The sequence below is a fragment of the Methyloglobulus sp. genome (assembly GCF_046714055.1).
In the GTDB taxonomy this organism is placed as follows: Bacteria; Pseudomonadota; Gammaproteobacteria; order Methylococcales; family Methylomonadaceae; genus Methyloglobulus.
The window spans coordinates 1-16,696 of sequence record NZ_JBKKBJ010000219.1 but is presented as its reverse complement, the minus strand read 5'-3'; the positions used below and the strand labels follow the sequence as shown (position 1 = coordinate 16,696).

Here is a 16,696-nt window from a genome sequence, read left to right as displayed (position 1 = left end):
TTTCTTGCCAGGTTGCGCCGCAAATCAAAATGCTACAGTAAATGCCAAAAAATGCTGGAATACTCTGTTAGGCTACTGATGGCAAAATGGAATAATATGCTAGCTATATTAAATTAGCAATTCCGTTAAAGAATCACATGGATGTTTTTCCGTGACGAATTAACCAATACATTTCTGCCAAACACTACCTAAAAGTACATGTTATTTTATAATGGCTCATAAGGCTGCAGCGGACTTTTTAAGCCTGTGCCCTTTTTATGAGGCTAGATACAGTGCTTCCATCAGCTTTTCCTTAACCAAACGCTTGGTCGCTTCTGCGTTTGCTTTTTCGGCAGAAAGCATCGGTGTTTTTTCTTGGCATTGTTAATTTAATATAGTTTTCAAATCGCCATTCCATTTCAGCAGTAATAACATGACGGAATACTTGAGCATTTCCTGGCTTTTGCTGTAGCACTTTGATTTGCGCCGCAGCCGTGCCAGGAAATGCCGAAACAAGCTATTGTAGTCTTCCTTGGTATAGGTTTCAGCCTTTGACTTTTCTCCTGTTTGGTGTCGCTGGAACCCACAACGCAGTGGAGGAAGCGTTTCCCATGTCGATCAACAGCAATCCAGACCCAGCAATAGTTTGTTTTGAACCGACATAAGTATGCATTTCATCCATTTCGACAACCTCAACGCCGACACTGGAGCGGATGCCTTCAATCGCTGCGCCATAACTTTTAATCCAGTTGAAGACAGCAACATGACTACATCGCAAAAACCGTCCGATTGACCTAAACCCCATGCCTTCCAAGTAAAGCTCCAACGCATGACGTTTTTGTCAGCCCCCAGCCCCCGCTCCTTGACTGTGTGGCGGTAGCCGCAGCCTTTACATCTATAACGCTGCCTGCCCTGGACTATGCCGTCTTTAACGCAAGCCCCTGAGTGGCATTTCGGACAATTTATCATGAGCCTTTTCTTACCTAGATATTACGATTATGAAGAGCAGAAAAGTAATAATTTAACAATGCCTTTCAGTTTTATGGGCACAAATAATCCTGGCGAGTTTTTTTATTGGGGTGGCAAGGTAGGGATTTTAAGTCCAGTCAAATGATTCGTACGCTCCCAGGGCGCTTCTAAAAAATCTGGCTGCGAGTATAGAGCAACATAAAGAAACAAATAAATTTCATTTTTTAGTATGAAAACAGAAAAGGCTACTATACTTTTGCCAAAATATTGGTTGCTTTGATGAAGTTAGTGATATCAGCATCGCAATCTGGGATAAATAACCAATAAGGGCGTTTCATGATCTGGTTTAATCAGAAACAGAATGCGGTACTCGGATTAGATATTAGCACTGTCGCTGTCAAGTTGCTGGAAATAAGCAAATTAGGTACCCGCTACCGTGTTGAAAGTTATGCTGTTTCCCCTTTGTCTCAAGAGGCGTTTGTCGATAAGAATATTCCTAATACTGACTTTATTGCTGACGCAATAAAAGTAGCTGTTAAGCAATCTGACACCAAGCTGCGGCAAGCCTGTGTTTCAGTTTCCGGTTCGGCCGTTATGTCGAAAGTCATAACCATATCTGCTTCTTTGGGTGACACTGAGATTGAAGACCAGGTCTTGGATGAAGCCTCTCAATATGTACCCTACGCGCTTGATGAGGTCAATCTTGATTTTGAAGTTCAGCGCGTTAATGAGAACAACCCGCAAATGCTTGATGTATTGCTGGTGGCATCGAGAAAAGAGAACGTCAATGACCGGGTTGAAGCCTTGACTAAAGCGGGTTTAAAAGCGAGGATTGTGGATGTTGAGGCTTTTGCAATAGAAAATGCCTTTGTGTTGCTTACTGACCAACTGGAAGGCGCTACCGAAGGTAAAACCTATGCCGTAGCAGATGTGGGGGCAACGATGGCAACCTTAAGCATTGTCCATGATGGACGCACTGTTTACACACGAGAACAGGGGTTCGGAGGCAAACAGCTTACTGAAGAAATTCAGCGCCGGTACGGTTTTTCCTATGAGGAAGCGGGCTTGGCAAAAAAGCGAGGCGGATTACCTGAAAGTTACATAGTCGATGTTTTAGACCCATTCAAAAAAGCAATGGTGCAGCAAATTTCCAGGTCTATGCAATTTTTCATATCATCAAGCGCAAACAGAAGTGTCGACGGCATTGTCCTGGCCGGTGGTTGTGCTTCCATACCAGGGATTGACAGTCTGGTGGAGCAAACCTTAGGGATAACTGCCTATATAGCTAACCCATTCATCAGTATGGCGCTTTCCAATAAAGTGAAGCCACAAATCTTGAGTGCTGATGCGCCTGCGTTGATGTTGGCATGCGGATTGGCGCTAAGGAGTTTCGATTAATGGCAAAAATCAATTTACTCCCTTGGCGGGAAGAGCGGCGGCAACAAAAGAAAAAGGAATTTTTATCATTACTAGGATTGGCGGCATTGGCGACCACGCTTATCCTGGGGTTGGTGCATCTTTACATTGGCGGATTGAAGGAACGCCAAGAGCAAAGAAACGAGATGATACAAGGTGAAATTGTGCTGCTTGACACTAAAATTGTCGAAGTTAAAAGCATCGGGGAAAGGAAAAGCCAACTGCTATCAAAGATTGATCTGGTGCAACGATTGCAGGAAAGTCGGCCGGAAATTGTTCACTTATTCGACGAAATCCCCAGAACGACTCCAGACGGCGTTTTTTTGACCAAGTTTGTTCAAGTGGGAGCGGACTTGAATTTTGAGGGTAAGACCCAGTCCAACGCTCGCGTTTCTGCGTTTATGCGGGCTGTCGAGACTTCTTCCTGGTTGAAAACGCCTAAACTTGATGTGATTAAATCGCCGGATAAAACCAATGTTGAACAGCATAGCGATTTTATCATGCGTGCTACGCTAGGTAAGAAGAATACCGAAACCGAAGAAGGGGTGAAATGATGAACCTGTCGGAGATTAATTGGGATATTAATGCCTCAGGAACATGGCCTGCACCCGTAAAAGCTTTAGTTACTGCTATCGTTTGTGTGATTGTGGCAGGGGCCGGTGTTTATCTGGATACCATCGGACAGTTAGATGAGCTTGAAAGTTTAGAAAAAAAGGAACTTGACTTAAAAACTGAGTTTGAAGGCAAGCAGAAAAAATCGGCCAATCTCCAGGACTATCGTGACCAGCTAGCTCAGATCGAAACCTCCTTGGCAATCATGATCAAGCAGATGCCTACACAAGAGGAAGTGGCAAGTTTACTGATTGATATTTCCCAAACCGGGTTGGCAAGCGGGTTAGAATTCAGGTTATTCCAGCCTCTGGTGCCTATTGCAAAGGAGTTCTATTCGGAGTTGCCTATTAGTATTCAGGTGATCGGCAAGTATGAGGAGCTTAGTTTATTTGTCAGTGGTTTGGCATCACTACCCAGAATCGTTACTGTTCATGATGTGAAAATTACACCTATTACTGGTAAGGAAAATGCAGAAGATACAATGGTAATGGATGCGACAATCAAAACTTATAACGAGCAACGTGTATCTGAATCTCAAACTCCCGGCGATAGTGTAAAAAGGGGTGGGAAGTAATGGATGACAAAAAATTGTTTTTGACAAATTGCAATCGATTAAATTTTTTATTGCTGTGTTCACTATTTCTTTCAACGCTGCTAGTGGGCTGCGGTGATGATGGTTTTTCCGATTTACAGCAGTACATAGGGGAGGTTAAGGCCAGGCCGAAGGGAACCATTGAGCCGTTACCGGAAATCAAGCCGGTTGAGCCTTTTGTATTTAAGCCGGAAGGTTTGCGCGATCCCTTTAAAGCGCTTAATGAGTCCGAACAGGAAGAGGATGTCCAAGTTGCGGGTGGTAATGGAATAAAGCCTGATACTTCACGGCGTAAGGAAGAACTGGAGGCATTTCCCCTGGATAGCTTAAGAATGGTGGGTACGGTAGTCATGAAAGCCAAATTATGGGGTTTGGTGAAAGCGAGCGATAAAACAATTTACCGTATACAAGTTGGGAATTATATGGGTAAGAATTATGGGAAAATTATCCGCATTCTGACCGATAGGATTGAATTAATGGAAATTGTTCCTGATAAGCCTGGCACTTGGCGTGAACAACAAACTTCATTAGCTTTGACTGAGTGATTTTGAGGGTAATAAATGAATAATCAACAGGGTGATATTATGTGTAACAAAGTGGCGCGGTCGCGGGTTGCGACCATTAGTTTGAGCTTATTGTTATTACTATTCCAAATTACATTTGTTAAAGCTGCCGACCTTACTATCTCAAGTATTGATGTTGCTGCCGTGGCGGGGGGCAAGTTTCAAATACAGATGGAGATGAGTGGCCCCGCTATTGCGCCCAAAGTATTTCAAACTGATAACCCAGCCAGGATTGCCCTGGATTTTCAGGGTGTTGCAAATGGTCTTGATAAAAAAACGTATCCGATCAATCAAGGTGCAATCAGCAGTATTTATATCGCAGAAGCGGCAGATAGGGTGCGCGTAGTCGTTAACTTGGTTGAATCAACACCGTTCGATACCAAAGTTGAAGGCAACAAGGTTTTGTTATTGTTAACCAACGCACGGTCAGCGACATCGCTCCCTGTTGCAACAAGGCCGTTCATCAGGAAATCGACACCGTCCTCCGTGGCCGCAGGCTTGATGCCTGAGCAAGGGATCCGGGGCATAGACTTTAAGCGTGGCGATAATGGCGAAGGCCGTATCCTGGTGTCGCTGGCCAATCCCGATACTGTCGTAAATACTAGGCAAGAAGGCGGCAATGTCGTTTTAAGTTTTATCAATACTCGGCTTCCTGACAGTTTGTCAAAACGACTGGATGTTACCGAGTTTGCCACACCTGTCAAGACGATTGGTGCGGCATCGTCAAATCGGGAAACCACGATTACCGTTGGGATGCTAAATAGTCTTTATGATTATTCATTGTTTCAGTCGGAAGGGTTGTTAACGGTTGAGTTTCGGCCATTAACCACTGAAGAGAAAGAGATACTGGACAGCAAAAGGGAGAAGTACAAGGGGGATAGGCTGTCTTTGAATTTTCAGGACATTGATATACGAAGCGTAATCGCCATCTTGGCCGAATTCACCGGACAGAATGTGGTGGCTGGCGATGAGGTGACCGGAACCATTACCTTGAAGATGGATGACGTGCCCTGGGACGAAGCGCTGGATTTCATCATGATGACTAAGGGGCTGGAGAAATTTGAATCCGGCAATGTCACCCTGATTGCGCCAGTCGGTAAGATCAAAGAATACAAGGAAAAGCAACAGGCAACCGAACAGATTGTTGAGCAGCTGGAGCCTTTGGTGACCGAATACATTAAAATCAATTATGCCAGGGCGGAAAATTTTAGGAATTTGCTAAATGGGCAGGATACCGGCGCTTTTGGTAGCTGTGGTCCGAGTTCGTCATCAGGTTCAAGTGGTTCCTCTTCGTCAAGTTCGTCGGCTGTGCAAAGCTCTGCTCAAGGACAAGCTCAGGGGCAAGGGCAAGGGCAAGGACAAGGAAGCGGCAACAGTGCCCAAAACGACCAATTCAGGATATTGTCAGGACGCGGCTCTGCAGTTGTTGATGCAAGGACTAATACCCTAATCGTGCGTGAGACGGCAAAACGTTTGGAGGACGCCAAAAAATTGATCCGTAGGCTCGACGTTTCCGTGCGGCAGGTCATGATAGAGGTGAGGATAGCGACGGCATCCAATACTTTTGCAAAATCCTTAGGCGTAAGGTTTGGCGTGGCAAAACAGGGAGTTTTGTCAAGAAATGGTGCTGGTGAACCGATACAACAATTTGGAATTGGTGGCGTAAATACTCAAGGAAACAGCACAACTGGCGATGTGAGCGTAACTGACCAACTCGTTGACCTTGGTGTCGCTGGTGCTAGTGGTACCCCCTATGGAGCGCTTGGTATGACCTTGGCAAGGGCCGCTGATTATGTATTGAACCTGGAATTATCGGCTTTACAGGATCAAGGCCAAGGTGAGCTGCTCTCTAATCCACGGGTGTTGACATCTGACCGTTGCCAGGCAACCATAAAACAAGGGACCCAGATCCCTTATCGAGTCCAACAAGGACAAGGGGCATTCACCGTAGAATATAAGGATGCCACCTTAACACTGGATGTTATTCCGCAGATAACACCCAGTGGCAGTGTAGTGATGGCATTAAAGGTTGCCAAAGATGCTCCAGGTCTGGCATCCGTGGATGGGGTTGCTATTGATACGCGGCAACTTGAAACCAATGTTCATGTGATGGATGGGGAAACCGTCGTTCTCGGTGGAATTTTTGAGGAAACGCTCAATAATAGCCTCAATAAGGTGCCTTTCTTCGCTGATTTGCCTGGTGTTGGTTTCTTGTTCAGAAGGACAATAAATCAAGATGACAAAAATGAATTGTTGATTTTTGTCACCCCAAAAATTGTCAAGGATAATGTAGCATCAAACTGACAACTTCAACTTAGCGCAAAAAGGGGGCATAATGCCCCCTTTTTAGTGCGTTGAAATAACAGTGCCCCAGATGACAAAGGAGAACATTTACTTGATTGGCCATATGGGGGCTGGCAAAACGACCATAGGTAGGCAATTGGCAAAATCCCTGGCTGTGCCGTTTTATGACAGTGACAGAGCCATTGAAGAAAGCACCGGTGTTGATATTCCGACCATCTTTGAATTTGAAGGCGAGGAGGGTTTTAGGGATAGGGAGCAGAAAATGATCCAGAAGTTAACCCAGTTGCACGGCATCGTGCTTGCAACCGGTGGCGGCGCTATCTTGAGGGAAGAAAACCGGAAAGTACTAAAAGAAAACGGTTATATCGTCTATTTGCAATGTTCTGTGGAGAGGATTTTGGAGCGTACACGCCGCGATACGCAACGGCCATTATTAAAAACGGATAACCCTAAGGAACGTTTGCAGCGGCTATTTGAGCAACGCCAGCCCCTGTATTTATCATGCGCCAATTTCAGGATAGATACGGGCATCCTCAAAAGAAAAACGGTGGTTAACCGCATTCTGGAGGAATATAGGGCAGTAAATTAATGAACACTTTGCAGGTAAAATTAGGCAATCGTAGTTACCCTATTTATATAGGTTCCGGGATACTGGATCAGTCTGTGCTTTATGCTCGGCACATTAAAGGTAGTCAGGCGCTGGTTGTGACTAGCAATACGGTTGCGGCCCTGTATTTGGATGCTGTTTTGGAAAATTTACGAAGTTATAAGGTCGCAAAAGTAATCCTCCCGGAGGGCGAACAATTTAAAAACCTGGAGATTATTAACCAGATTTTCGATACCCTGCTGGTAAACAAATTTGGACGCAGCGCGACCTTGATTGCCTTGGGCGGAGGGGTTATTGGCGACATGGGCGGTTTTGCTGCGGCTTGCTACCAACGCGGTATTCCCTTTATCCAAATACCGACAACGTTGCTGGCACAAGTCGATTCTTCTGTGGGTGGAAAGACGGGTGTCAATCACCCTTTGGGGAAAAATATGATAGGCGCTTTTTACCAGCCTCAGTGTGTTATTGCTGATACTGATGTCCTCAATACGCTGGATGATCGGCAATTGTCTGCTGGTCTTGCTGAAGTCATTAAATATGGCTTGATTAGGGATGCTGAATTTTTTGGGTGGCTAGAAGATAATATGGAAGCCTTATTGTCCAGGGACAAGAAAGCGTTAGCCTTAGCCATAGAACGTTCATGTATCAATAAAGCGGAGGTTGTTGCAGAGGATGAAACCGAGGCGGGTGTAAGGGCCACTTTGAACTTGGGTCACACCTTTGCCCATGCGATTGAAACAGGCATTGGTTATGGCGAGTATCTGCATGGGGAAGCAGTCGCCATCGGTACGTGTCAGGCAGCGGATCTTTCCAGACGGATGGGTTGGTTGTCTGATAGCGATGTGGATAAGATCATTGCCCTTTTCAAAAGGGCCAAGCTTCCGATCAATCCACCGGATTCATTGAATCCTGAGCGATTTTTACAATTGATGTCTGTAGATAAGAAAAATGTTGACGGTGAAATAAGGTTAATTTTGCTAAAAGCGATTGGGCTAGCAACGTTGCCTGTCGGTGTTGATGAAAAGTTATTACGCACAACACTTGAATCATATAGAAATTAATTACTTTGCCTATCACGTGAAAACCCCAGTGAACGCTCAAATGAATGCACCGGATTCAGGGTATCCTTTAATAACCAGGGAACGAACGGAAAAGCTTGAACTGCTGAATCATCTTATTACCAACTTGGCTCGTGCGATTATTGTTTGCGGTCCCGAAGGAATTGGCAAAACCCGGTTAATCAAAAATTTTCAGAAAACGACATTAGAATCCTGGATATTTTGTTGGGTGCAGGGCGACAGCAAATTAAGCCTTGAAAAGATTCAGGAATTGTTGGGCGAAACAATTGGCCAGAATGTGCCCGACCTTAAGTTCCAGTCCTTGGAAAATGGCTTTGATAGGATGGCAAGCTGGTGCATGAAGATTGTGTTGGTGATTGATGATGCGGGCAACTTAGCGCCAGGGTTGATTGAAAAGATTATTTCATATATTGACGGCAAACCCGTTTTAAGGATTATTTTTGCACTGACACACAGTGAACTATATTTAAAAAACGGTACGGATCCTGCGATAGAAAATTGCTATCAAATCGAAATTCCACCGCTATCGGAAAAACAAAGCGGTGAGTTTCTGGAATATTTATCGACATTGCCCAGACCCCGGATTCAGTTCAGCGCCATCAATGAAAATAAGGTTGCTGCGCTTTATCGTGAAACCCATGGCATACCTGGGAACATACTTGCCCAACTACCCGCAGCCGATGTCCGCAAAAAAACAGACCATTCCATGGTTATCCTTACTTATGCCGTGATCGTGTTAATTGTTGTGGCGCTGGGTGTGCAATGGTGGAGTTCCAGGCAAAAAATCGATAGCAATAAGGTCACGGCTACCGATAATAATCAACAGGGTGATACGAATATTCAACAAGCATTGGTAAAACCTCAGGTGGCTCCGGTGCAGGTTAAACAGCCGGAATCCGTTTCCCAATCGCCCGAATCCCCCGTGCCGCAAGAAACACAGGGACCTGCTGAAACATTGAATACGGGTAAATCAGCCGGGTTCAGGGATGATGTAATAAATGATCCACTCAGTCAGGTGACGGTTGAACAAGGATTGAAACATGACGAAACCGGATTGCAATCGCCTGGCCCTGTTTCTTCAGCCAGCGAAAATGCTGGTCAGCTACAGGCAAATGATGTGCCACATATAACTGAAGAAGTCACAGCTTCAGGTCAAGTTCAGGTAGATACATCCATTGCCCTGGACGAAGGAGGACATTGGTTAATGGAACAGCCGGTTGAAAATTACACCTTACAGCTTATGGCGCTATCAAGAAAACAGGCTATCATCGAGGTTTTGCAAAGGCATCAGGCATTGGGGCAAAACTTGAGGTACCTAAAGACCAAAACCAGGAGCGGTAAAGACAGGTTTGTCTTAGTCTATGGCTCTTTTTCAAGTCCCGAACAAGCTAAAAGCGAGGGGGCATTGCTGCCTAAAGAATTGCAAAAAATCTGGATGCGTAAGATGGGCTCGGTTCAAAGGGAGATGAATACTGCAACTCAAACCCATACGCCCGAATAAAAAATGACGAAATTAAAAAACGACACATTCATCAGGGCGTTATTGAAACAGCCAGTGGAGTACACGCCTGTATGGATGATGCGTCAGGCAGGGAGGTACTTGCCGGAATATAGGCAAGTCAGGGAACAGGCGGGCAGTTTTCTTAACTTATGCACAAATCCAGAACTAGCCTGTGAAGTCACTATGCAACCTTTACGTCGATTTGATTTTGACGCGGCTATACTGTTTTCCGATATTTTGACTATCCCCGATGCAATGGGTTTGGGGCTTTATTTCACCGAAGGTGAAGGGCCTAAATTTAAGAATCCTATAAAAACGGTTGCTGATATCAACAAATTACCCATACCCGATCCCGAAACTGAGTTACGTTACGTTGTCGATGCCGTTCGATTGATTAGAAAAGCACTACAAGGTAGTGTACCGTTAATCGGATTTTCCGGCAGCCCGTGGACATTGGCAACGTATATGATAGAAGGCGGCAGCAGTAAAAGCTTTCAAAAAGTTAAGGGTTTAATGTATGGGCAACCTAAACACATGCACATCATGTTAGATAAGTTGGCTATCTCAGTAGCGGCCTATTTGAATGCACAAATTGCTGCTGGTGCCCAGGTTGTCATGTTATTTGATACCTGGGGAGGCATGTTAACGTCCGAGGATTATGTAGAATTTTCATTGAACTATGCCAAACAAGTACGATCTCTTTTGAATACTGGCAGCGGTGAGCAAAAAACCCCGACTATCCTGTTTACCAAAGGTGGTGGACAATGGCTGGAAGCTATGCTTGATGGGGGTTATGATGCATTAGGCCTGGATTGGCAAACGGATATTCAAGTAGCCAGGGCTAGGGTCGGTGACAAGGTTGCGCTGCAAGGCAATATGGATCCGGTTACGCTTTACGCGCAACCTGATTTTATTGTTGCGAAGGTAAAAACCATTTTGGAAAAATATGGCCCCGGTTCCGGTCATGTCTTCAATTTGGGACACGGTATCCTGCCTGACATCAATCCAGATCATGTGAAAGCGATGGTGGATGCCATTCATCAATACAGTCCGGCGTATCATCGGTTCTGCTAAGTTGAGCCAAGAGCAAGCCGCATTTGCCATTGGAGACCGCTGAAAAATCCAGGAAGGATTTGATCAGCGTTTACTTAGGAGAAGAGTGTTTATGATGAAGAAAACGAATAATATTCTAGCTATTGCATTGCTGGTTAATGCTTGTTTTGCTTGTTTTGCTTGGGCTGAAAGCGGTCAAGTTGAGGAGCGGGTAAACATTGTTGTACACAGAAGCCCAAGCTGTAGTTGTTGCGGAAAGTGGGTGGAACATTTAAAACAAAACAACTTCAATGTAAATGATGTTGTTTCAGACGATGTGCAGGCCATAAAAATAAATACGGCATTACTCAGGAAATGGCCTCATGCCATACTGCCATCGTTAACGGCTATGTCGTTGAAGGACATGCACCCGCTAGCGACATTAGGGCGCTTTTGAAAAATAAACCTAGCGTTGTGGGAATAGCTGTTCCGGGTATGCCTAGCGGCACTCCAGGAATGGAAATGGGCAGCAAAAAGATGCCTATCAAGTGATTAGTTTTGATAAAAAAACCAGCGCCAGGTATTTAACAGCTATCAGGCCGAGTGATGGTCCTTGTCGGCGATGTAGTGGGCGGCGCCAAAACCATTCTGGCGTTGTACGAGCCATCTGATGACGACTGGATTTGCCCTAAAAAACGCTGTATGCCAGTTCAAAATATATAACGTTTACCGAACTGCTAAAATCCTTTTGAGAAAGCACATAAAAACAAAGAAATGTTGAATCTTGTTCTAAAATTTCCACTTGTCTCAGTCAAAGCTTGATCCACAATTTGTGTTTCTCTCGGTTGCCAAAGGGATTGTCAGTTAATTAGCCGATGTAGCTCAGTTGGTAGAGCAACTGATTCGTAATCAGTAGGTCGCGGGTTCGACTCCCGCCATTGGCTCCATATAAATCAATCACTTACTAGAAACAAAATGACTTTTGTTTTTTCTGGGGTAACGCTGGGGTAACATTGCGTGAAAATATAAAGCGTTTCTGGGCAACATTGCCGCCAGAAACAGGCTTTCACAAGACACAAAAAAGCCGCATGGTTAGCGGCTTGAATTGGTGATTGATCTATCCCACAGGCTCTGGCTTGTTTTTGCCCTTCATGGAAGGCGTTGACGATAGCTTCAATGATGTGTAGGTTTTGCAATACGGCTAACCAATCATCCTCATAAACAGCCCGACATACGCCTTAACCAATTCCTCATCATTGCACTTTTCAGGCGTATGCTCATTGTCACATTGGGCAAATTTCTTTACTGCCAGCACATCAATATTCATCTTGGCGCAAACATCAGCCAGGGCAACCTCCATTGCCAGCAGCCTGTCCAAAAATACAAAAGCGGCCTTTTGGTCGGCTTCATTGCCGCACTCATTGTACTTGCTGTTCACCACCTCCATATAAGTACGAGTTTTCCAGTAGATCATCGCGTAATAGGAGGCAAGGTTGGTCAAGCCCGATAAACGCCACCTAAAATCCCAATGCGTACATCGGTAGTCTTTGCGTTCGACACTCTCAACAATCACATTCAATTCGGCATCGTCGTTACGCGCAATGGCTTCAAAAGCCAATGCCGCTTGTTCAGTGGGCGTTAGTTTGTTGTAGAGCTTATCCACTTGCGCGGCCTTCACGTTCTAGCCTCTAATTGTCTTTCGATACGCTTAAGCCTGTCTGTCAGTTCTTCTAAATCAATTAGCTTACCTTGATTAGATAAGGCCGTGATTAATTGGCTGCCGATGTCCGGTGGTATTTCCCCTGCCAGAGTTGCCCGGATAACCTCGCTGCCTTGCTCAACCAATCCGCCATTAACAGGCAAGGATATTGGTAAGGCTTGATGTTTTAACGGTGGGCATACCCGATCTAGCAACACTTTAGCCGCTGGTACATCACCCTCTTTGGCTTTGGCTATCAGTGCATTGATAATATCGGGTAAATCATCAGCGATTGATTTTCTAATCAAGGTGGCGGGGGTCTTGTTCTTCGGTCTGCCGTTGGGATTGCCGCTTTCCCCAGGCTTGAATTTTGTGATTTCCATCTGTTATAAACCTGCTTTTATCAGGGATTTTGATAGTGGTAGTTTTCAATTATTTCCGATTTGAAACCGTTGGATAACTATTAAGCCGCTACAAGTCTTTATATTTTTCTTGAAAATCACCGCCATTAAGCCTATATTTATAACTGCTCATCTACCATTGAGTAGAAAGAGGTGGCCGTATCGTCCGGCCTAACAATAGACGACCAACCTCTTTTACTCCCCATCTAAAACCATTCGCACCCATCAAGTTCCTTGATTTGTTTGTCTTTATAGAGACAATAACGACGTTCATAATCTGTACACTTACCTTTATCAGACAAATAAAAACTGGTCACCAAAAAAGAACTGCTACGACCAAGTTTTTGCAAAATAACCACAAAATCATGTTCATGCGCCCATAAATAAAGACGAATATTCCGTTTAGCATTGTTTTCTCGATGATAAAACAACCTGATTGAGGGATGATCGTGGTTAACCAAAACCTGTTTAACCCACTCAATCCGTTCAGAACGTGCATAATCTGTGCAACGCCCTTCGCTTATCCAAACCCAGCGATTTCCTTGCCGCACCTGCCGCTTATTTTCACGGGTGGTCAAATGCCAAAAAACCAGTTCCTTACCATCATCTAAACGGTCACTTCTAGGGTTGATGTAAACCGTCTGACTCAAATAGGTTTTATTTGCCACAAAATCACGATGGAAAAAGGTGTACAAAAAATCGATAATTTTACTGGCATCAACTTTTCCCAACTGCAAAGGTTCACTCAGCATATTGTTCCTCTGGGCGAGAAACGGAAAATATTAAACTTTTGTTCCCAAGGCGGCGTACCCATATCTAAACGATGGCATAGCTTTAACACAAGGTAATCAACCAGCTCATTTTTCACCTTACTTTCATGGGCAATATCAGTGCGATTACTGTATGACAGCGCACCAATCAGCAAATCACATAACTGGATCAATTGTGATTCATGAGAGCGAATAATATAAGTCGCTATATTAACTTGTCCGAAATTAGCGTTGTGCAAAACTTCCATCAATTTCTTAGCCTTGTCCCTACCTTGCGTATCCATATAGTCAAGATAAATATTGTAATGATTTCGGGGTTCTAAAAAATCCCGCAAGGTGTAATAAAACATCTTGTAGTAAAAATTATTATGTGAACCTTGATTAAATTGTTCGTGGTTCAAAGCCTTCTTGTTAAGCACCACGGTAGCTTTAAAGCGCAATGCCTCTGTTTCCAAAAACAGATCAATCAAGGCTTTGTAAAAACCGATTTGCTTAAAATGCAGCTGTGTCCATTTCAACTCATTTTTATAGCTATGTTGGTAACGTAAGGCTTTAATTTGACGATTAATTTTCTCGACACTTTCTTCAGGACAACAAATCGTACCCAGTACCATCACATTAGAACTGTCATGCTCAAGATGACAGCTTTCATCGCAGAATAATTTATAAGAATATGATGTTGCAAAATTTTCTGACATATATGGATTCGGATTAATTATGTTTCAGATGATTGTTCCAACAAACTTGCCTGTAAACCAATCATCAAATTAGATTCCCAATTCTCATAACGCCCATCCTTCACCGCGTTAAAAAAATGCGAATAATCTTCGGGACTCAAAAAATAAAAGAAGTACGTCCAATTCCCGCCATCTTCCTGCAATTTCCGGTTTAATTCAGCAAAATGCTTTTTGCCTTCGCGCAGTTTGGCTTTGTTTTTATTGGAATCATCACCGTCCGCCTTAATCTCTACAACTAACACCTCTTGCTTCCCCGCAACCTTGATAAAAAAATCAGGGTTGAAGTTTTCAGACTTAACGTGTGTTTTGGCGGTTGTTTCCGGCTTGTAAGAATACGGAAAAGCATAAAAGCCCTTATCGGGGCTTTTTAACACCGAATCGAACAAACTAATATTTTGAAAAACGTGTTTGGCGAATTTTGTTTCCGGCTCGGAAGACGTGACGATGAAATTAGTCGGTGACTTAAAATCGGTTTGGCTGATGGGATGCAAGTTACTTAACAAATACGCATCTTCGTCCTTAACATAGTCATGGTTAACGGCAATTTCACGTACTTTCATAAAACCCTTCCAGAGCGGCTTTTCATCGCCGGATAAACCAGCCTCCTGATTCTCCAAATAAAAAACATGCGTAGCGTTTTTTAATCCGTCTTCGGAAAAGGATTGCCGGTTTAACTTGCGTATATCTGCATCAATCAAATTATTCGGCTTCATTTCATAACGCGGCGATACCTTGCCTAAATCCCTAAACATCGGCCCAAAGGCGGACTGGGTTTTTAAAAGATTTTCATGGGAGATAAAGTCCGTCTCTTGATTGGTACGTGACAAATTATTTTGAATCAAATCAGCAATGTGTTGGCTGCTCCAACGGGCAGATAAATCCTCATCTTTATCTTTTAAAAACAGTTTAATGCGCTTGACAGCCTCATCAATCGTAAAAATATTGCGATTCTCAATCAAGGTGGTTACTTTGGCGGAGCGGTTATAAGTTGTTATTTCTTCATAACTACGTGACTGCGGCGAATAATCGATGGTTTCCGGCTCACTGGCTGCTTTTAACTTGATTTCTTCGGTTTGCTGGATAACTTGATAATCCAGATTATGCAGGTCAAACACGAATTGTTGCTGTGCTTCCGAATAACCCCAAGACAGCCGATTTTCAATTTCCAGCACGTCACGGTACAAATCGGCAATATCGGATGTCCAGCGTTCGTGATTATTGATTTTAACCAACGCATTGCCAGCCAAACCCGGCGGCATCCGCAAGCCACGTCCCAGCACTTGCGAAATTAACAGCTTGGAATTAAATGCCCTATTCTCATGCGGGACAATCTGAAACACATTTTTCACATCCCAACCTTCCGTCAACATACTGACCGAAACAATCCATTCCACGGGGTTCTGGGCATCATCCACCGTTTTTAACAACTGCACATTATCGCGGCGAACTTTATCCGCTTTATCAACCAGGGCTTTCACACGAACGCCATCGTTACCACTGGGAATACCGGACGCAACCCAAATCACCTTTTTCTCTGCTTGTGGTCGAGTGAGGTTTTCTTTGCCCGCAATAAAATCAACCAACACATTCCAGACTTCCACACATGAGGCAATTTTTTCCGTGACAATAATGCTGATAGGCTTCAGTTTATTGCCGTAAGTTTGCTGATTCAGCACATGGTTCTGATAAGTTTCTTCAAAGCCGCAATCAACACCAATTAATCGTTCCTCCGCATAATCGACTTGCTTAACTACCCGCGCCTCAATCGCTTTTTTCAGGCTATAGCGATAAACCACATCAGGAAAATAGCTGTCGCCAATATACGGTGTACCCGTAAAGTTGACGATAAAATGAAAGCCAAACTCAGGGTTTTTCAGAAACTCAAGCCAGCGTTTAGTTGCCTGATCTACGCCACTGAAAATATGATGCGCCTCGTCATTCAAAACCAGGGTACGACCGCCCTTGCCCGTAAAACTGTCACGTATGGATGAACCCGTACGGTCATAAACAGCATGAATATTTTCCACGCAAATATCACCCGCTAAAATCGGGTCATTCGCACTCTTAATGCCCGGATTAAGATAAACTGCATCCAGTTCTTGCAGAATTGACGTTAAATTGGGATCAGCGCTTAATTGCAAAAACTTATCTTTTAAGCCTTCTTCTATGGTCAACGTCGGGCATAACACCAACACCTTATCGACCAAACCTTCCGCCAGCATTACTCTTGCCAGCCCGTAAATCGCGTAACTTTTGCCCGTACCCGTCGCCAAATCGACACTCACAGATTTTTTATCGGCCAAGGCAAAGCTGCTTAAATAACTCACCTTACGCACTTAAGCGTTTGAAGCTCGTCGAAAGCCAGCCGGACGGCTTTCAAATACAATTTAGCCCTGAGAGCAAAATGATTGAGCTTGTGTTTGATTGAAAGGCAC

The 16,696-nt window shown here is 44.1% G+C and carries 17 protein-coding genes, 1 tRNA gene and 2 pseudogenes; 13 read left to right on the top strand and 7 right to left on the bottom strand.

The window, feature by feature from the left end:
- Window positions 1-117 (top strand): annotated as a pseudogene (locus ACLQ6D_RS13280) (IS1 family transposase); the annotation flags it as partial.
- Between the two features lie 246 nt (window positions 118-363).
- Here the strand turns inward: ACLQ6D_RS13280 and ACLQ6D_RS13275 are convergent.
- A pseudogene (locus tag ACLQ6D_RS13275) lies at window positions 364-945 on the bottom strand (IS1 family transposase).
- A gap of 339 nt (window positions 946-1,284) precedes the next feature.
- Between ACLQ6D_RS13275 and ACLQ6D_RS13270 the strand changes: the two are divergent.
- The 12 genes from ACLQ6D_RS13270 to ACLQ6D_RS13215 all read left to right on the top strand — a co-directional run bounded on the left by ACLQ6D_RS13270 (window position 1,285) and on the right by ACLQ6D_RS13215 (window position 11,601).
- Entirely contained in the window at window positions 1,285-2,346 is a 1,062-nt protein-coding gene (locus ACLQ6D_RS13270; protein WP_411727795.1) for a pilus assembly protein PilM, read from the top strand.
- A complete protein-coding gene (locus tag ACLQ6D_RS13265) occupies window positions 2,346-2,918 on the top strand; it encodes a PilN domain-containing protein (protein ID WP_411727794.1) in 573 nt (190 codons plus the stop codon). Before ACLQ6D_RS13270 ends, ACLQ6D_RS13265 begins: the two co-directional genes overlap by 1 nt.
- Complete coding sequence (locus ACLQ6D_RS13260; protein WP_411727797.1) at window positions 2,918-3,550, top strand: type 4a pilus biogenesis protein PilO; 633 nt, start codon at window positions 2,918-2,920, stop codon at window positions 3,548-3,550. The genes ACLQ6D_RS13265 and ACLQ6D_RS13260 overlap by 1 nt, the downstream gene beginning before the upstream one ends.
- Window positions 3,550-4,113 carry a pilus assembly protein PilP gene (locus ACLQ6D_RS13255; protein WP_411727793.1) on the top strand — a complete coding sequence of 188 codons (564 nt, stop codon included), beginning with the start codon at window positions 3,550-3,552 and terminating at the stop codon, window positions 4,111-4,113. Before ACLQ6D_RS13260 ends, ACLQ6D_RS13255 begins: the two co-directional genes overlap by 1 nt.
- A gap of 15 nt (window positions 4,114-4,128) precedes the next feature.
- Entirely contained in the window at window positions 4,129-6,435 is a 2,307-nt protein-coding gene (pilQ, locus tag ACLQ6D_RS13250; RefSeq protein WP_411727792.1) for a type IV pilus secretin PilQ, read from the top strand.
- 70 nt (window positions 6,436-6,505) lie between these two features.
- Window positions 6,506-7,024: a shikimate kinase AroK gene (aroK, locus tag ACLQ6D_RS13245; RefSeq protein WP_411727796.1), complete on the top strand. Its 519-nt coding sequence runs from the start codon at window positions 6,506-6,508 to the stop codon at window positions 7,022-7,024.
- On the top strand, window positions 7,024-8,103 hold the full coding sequence (gene aroB / locus ACLQ6D_RS13240) for a 3-dehydroquinate synthase (RefSeq protein WP_411727791.1): 1,080 nt from the start codon (window positions 7,024-7,026) through the stop codon (window positions 8,101-8,103). The genes aroK and aroB overlap by 1 nt, the downstream gene beginning before the upstream one ends.
- 28 nt (window positions 8,104-8,131) lie before the next feature.
- Window positions 8,132-9,622 (top strand): AAA family ATPase, encoded by a 1,491-nt coding sequence (locus ACLQ6D_RS13235; protein WP_411727790.1) that lies wholly within the window; start codon window positions 8,132-8,134, stop codon window positions 9,620-9,622.
- Window positions 9,623-9,625: 3 nt separating this feature from the next.
- Window positions 9,626-10,696: a uroporphyrinogen decarboxylase gene (gene hemE / locus ACLQ6D_RS13230; RefSeq protein ID WP_411727789.1), complete on the top strand. Its 1,071-nt coding sequence runs from the start codon at window positions 9,626-9,628 to the stop codon at window positions 10,694-10,696.
- 91 nt (window positions 10,697-10,787) lie between these two features.
- Window positions 10,788-11,111 (top strand): hypothetical protein, encoded by a 324-nt coding sequence (locus ACLQ6D_RS13225; protein ID WP_411727798.1) that lies wholly within the window; start codon window positions 10,788-10,790, stop codon window positions 11,109-11,111.
- Window positions 11,030-11,206 (top strand): DUF411 domain-containing protein, encoded by a 177-nt coding sequence (locus ACLQ6D_RS13220; protein ID WP_411727788.1) that lies wholly within the window; start codon window positions 11,030-11,032, stop codon window positions 11,204-11,206. The genes ACLQ6D_RS13225 and ACLQ6D_RS13220 overlap by 82 nt, the downstream gene beginning before the upstream one ends.
- A gap of 319 nt (window positions 11,207-11,525) precedes the next feature.
- Window positions 11,526-11,601 (top strand) — tRNA-Thr (locus ACLQ6D_RS13215).
- A gap of 6 nt (window positions 11,602-11,607) precedes the next feature.
- On the opposite strand, the gene ACLQ6D_RS13210 is transcribed toward ACLQ6D_RS13215, so the two are convergent.
- From ACLQ6D_RS13210 to ACLQ6D_RS13185, 6 genes are all read right to left on the bottom strand, one after another.
- Window positions 11,608-11,850 carry a hypothetical protein gene (locus ACLQ6D_RS13210; protein WP_411727787.1) on the bottom strand — a complete coding sequence of 81 codons (243 nt, stop codon included), beginning with the start codon at window positions 11,848-11,850 and terminating at the stop codon, window positions 11,608-11,610.
- Window positions 11,851-11,855: 5 nt separating this feature from the next.
- On the bottom strand, window positions 11,856-12,332 hold the full coding sequence (locus tag ACLQ6D_RS13205) for a hypothetical protein (protein WP_411727786.1): 477 nt from the start codon (window positions 12,330-12,332) through the stop codon (window positions 11,856-11,858).
- Window positions 12,329-12,736, bottom strand: a complete 408-nt coding sequence (locus ACLQ6D_RS13200) for a DUF5681 domain-containing protein (protein ID WP_411727785.1) — start codon at window positions 12,734-12,736, stop codon at window positions 12,329-12,331. The genes ACLQ6D_RS13205 and ACLQ6D_RS13200 overlap by 4 nt, the downstream gene beginning before the upstream one ends.
- Window positions 12,737-12,960: 224 nt before the next feature.
- Window positions 12,961-13,506: a hypothetical protein gene (locus ACLQ6D_RS13195; protein ID WP_411727784.1), complete on the bottom strand. Its 546-nt coding sequence runs from the start codon at window positions 13,504-13,506 to the stop codon at window positions 12,961-12,963.
- A complete protein-coding gene (locus tag ACLQ6D_RS13190) occupies window positions 13,500-14,222 on the bottom strand; it encodes a DUF3800 domain-containing protein (protein WP_411727783.1) in 723 nt (240 codons plus the stop codon). Before ACLQ6D_RS13190 ends, ACLQ6D_RS13195 begins: the two co-directional genes overlap by 7 nt.
- A gap of 17 nt (window positions 14,223-14,239) precedes the next feature.
- Complete coding sequence (locus ACLQ6D_RS13185) at window positions 14,240-16,588, bottom strand: DEAD/DEAH box helicase family protein (RefSeq protein ID WP_411727782.1); 2,349 nt, start codon at window positions 16,586-16,588, stop codon at window positions 14,240-14,242.
- Between the last annotated feature and the right edge of the window lie 108 nt (window positions 16,589-16,696).

Coding starts and splice junctions, on each gene's coding strand:
- ACLQ6D_RS13270 (WP_411727795.1), top strand. CDS start 1,285: ATGATCTGGTTTAATCAGAAACAGAATGCGGTACTCGGATTAGATATT.
- ACLQ6D_RS13265 (WP_411727794.1), top strand. CDS start 2,346: ATGGCAAAAATCAATTTACTCCCTTGGCGGGAAGAGCGGCGGCAACAA.
- ACLQ6D_RS13260 (WP_411727797.1), top strand. CDS start 2,918: ATGAACCTGTCGGAGATTAATTGGGATATTAATGCCTCAGGAACATGG.
- ACLQ6D_RS13255 (WP_411727793.1), top strand. CDS start 3,550: ATGGATGACAAAAAATTGTTTTTGACAAATTGCAATCGATTAAATTTT.
- pilQ (WP_411727792.1), top strand. CDS start 4,129: ATGAATAATCAACAGGGTGATATTATGTGTAACAAAGTGGCGCGGTCG.
- aroK (WP_411727796.1), top strand. CDS start 6,506: ATGACAAAGGAGAACATTTACTTGATTGGCCATATGGGGGCTGGCAAA.
- aroB (WP_411727791.1), top strand. CDS start 7,024: ATGAACACTTTGCAGGTAAAATTAGGCAATCGTAGTTACCCTATTTAT.
- hemE (WP_411727789.1), top strand. CDS start 9,626: ATGACGAAATTAAAAAACGACACATTCATCAGGGCGTTATTGAAACAG.
- ACLQ6D_RS13225 (WP_411727798.1), top strand. CDS start 10,788: ATGATGAAGAAAACGAATAATATTCTAGCTATTGCATTGCTGGTTAAT.
- ACLQ6D_RS13220 (WP_411727788.1), top strand. CDS start 11,030: ATGGCCTCATGCCATACTGCCATCGTTAACGGCTATGTCGTTGAAGGA.
- ACLQ6D_RS13200 (WP_411727785.1), bottom strand. CDS start 12,736: ATGGAAATCACAAAATTCAAGCCTGGGGAAAGCGGCAATCCCAACGGC.
- ACLQ6D_RS13195 (WP_411727784.1), bottom strand. CDS start 13,506: ATGCTGAGTGAACCTTTGCAGTTGGGAAAAGTTGATGCCAGTAAAATT.
- ACLQ6D_RS13190 (WP_411727783.1), bottom strand. CDS start 14,222: ATGTCAGAAAATTTTGCAACATCATATTCTTATAAATTATTCTGCGAT.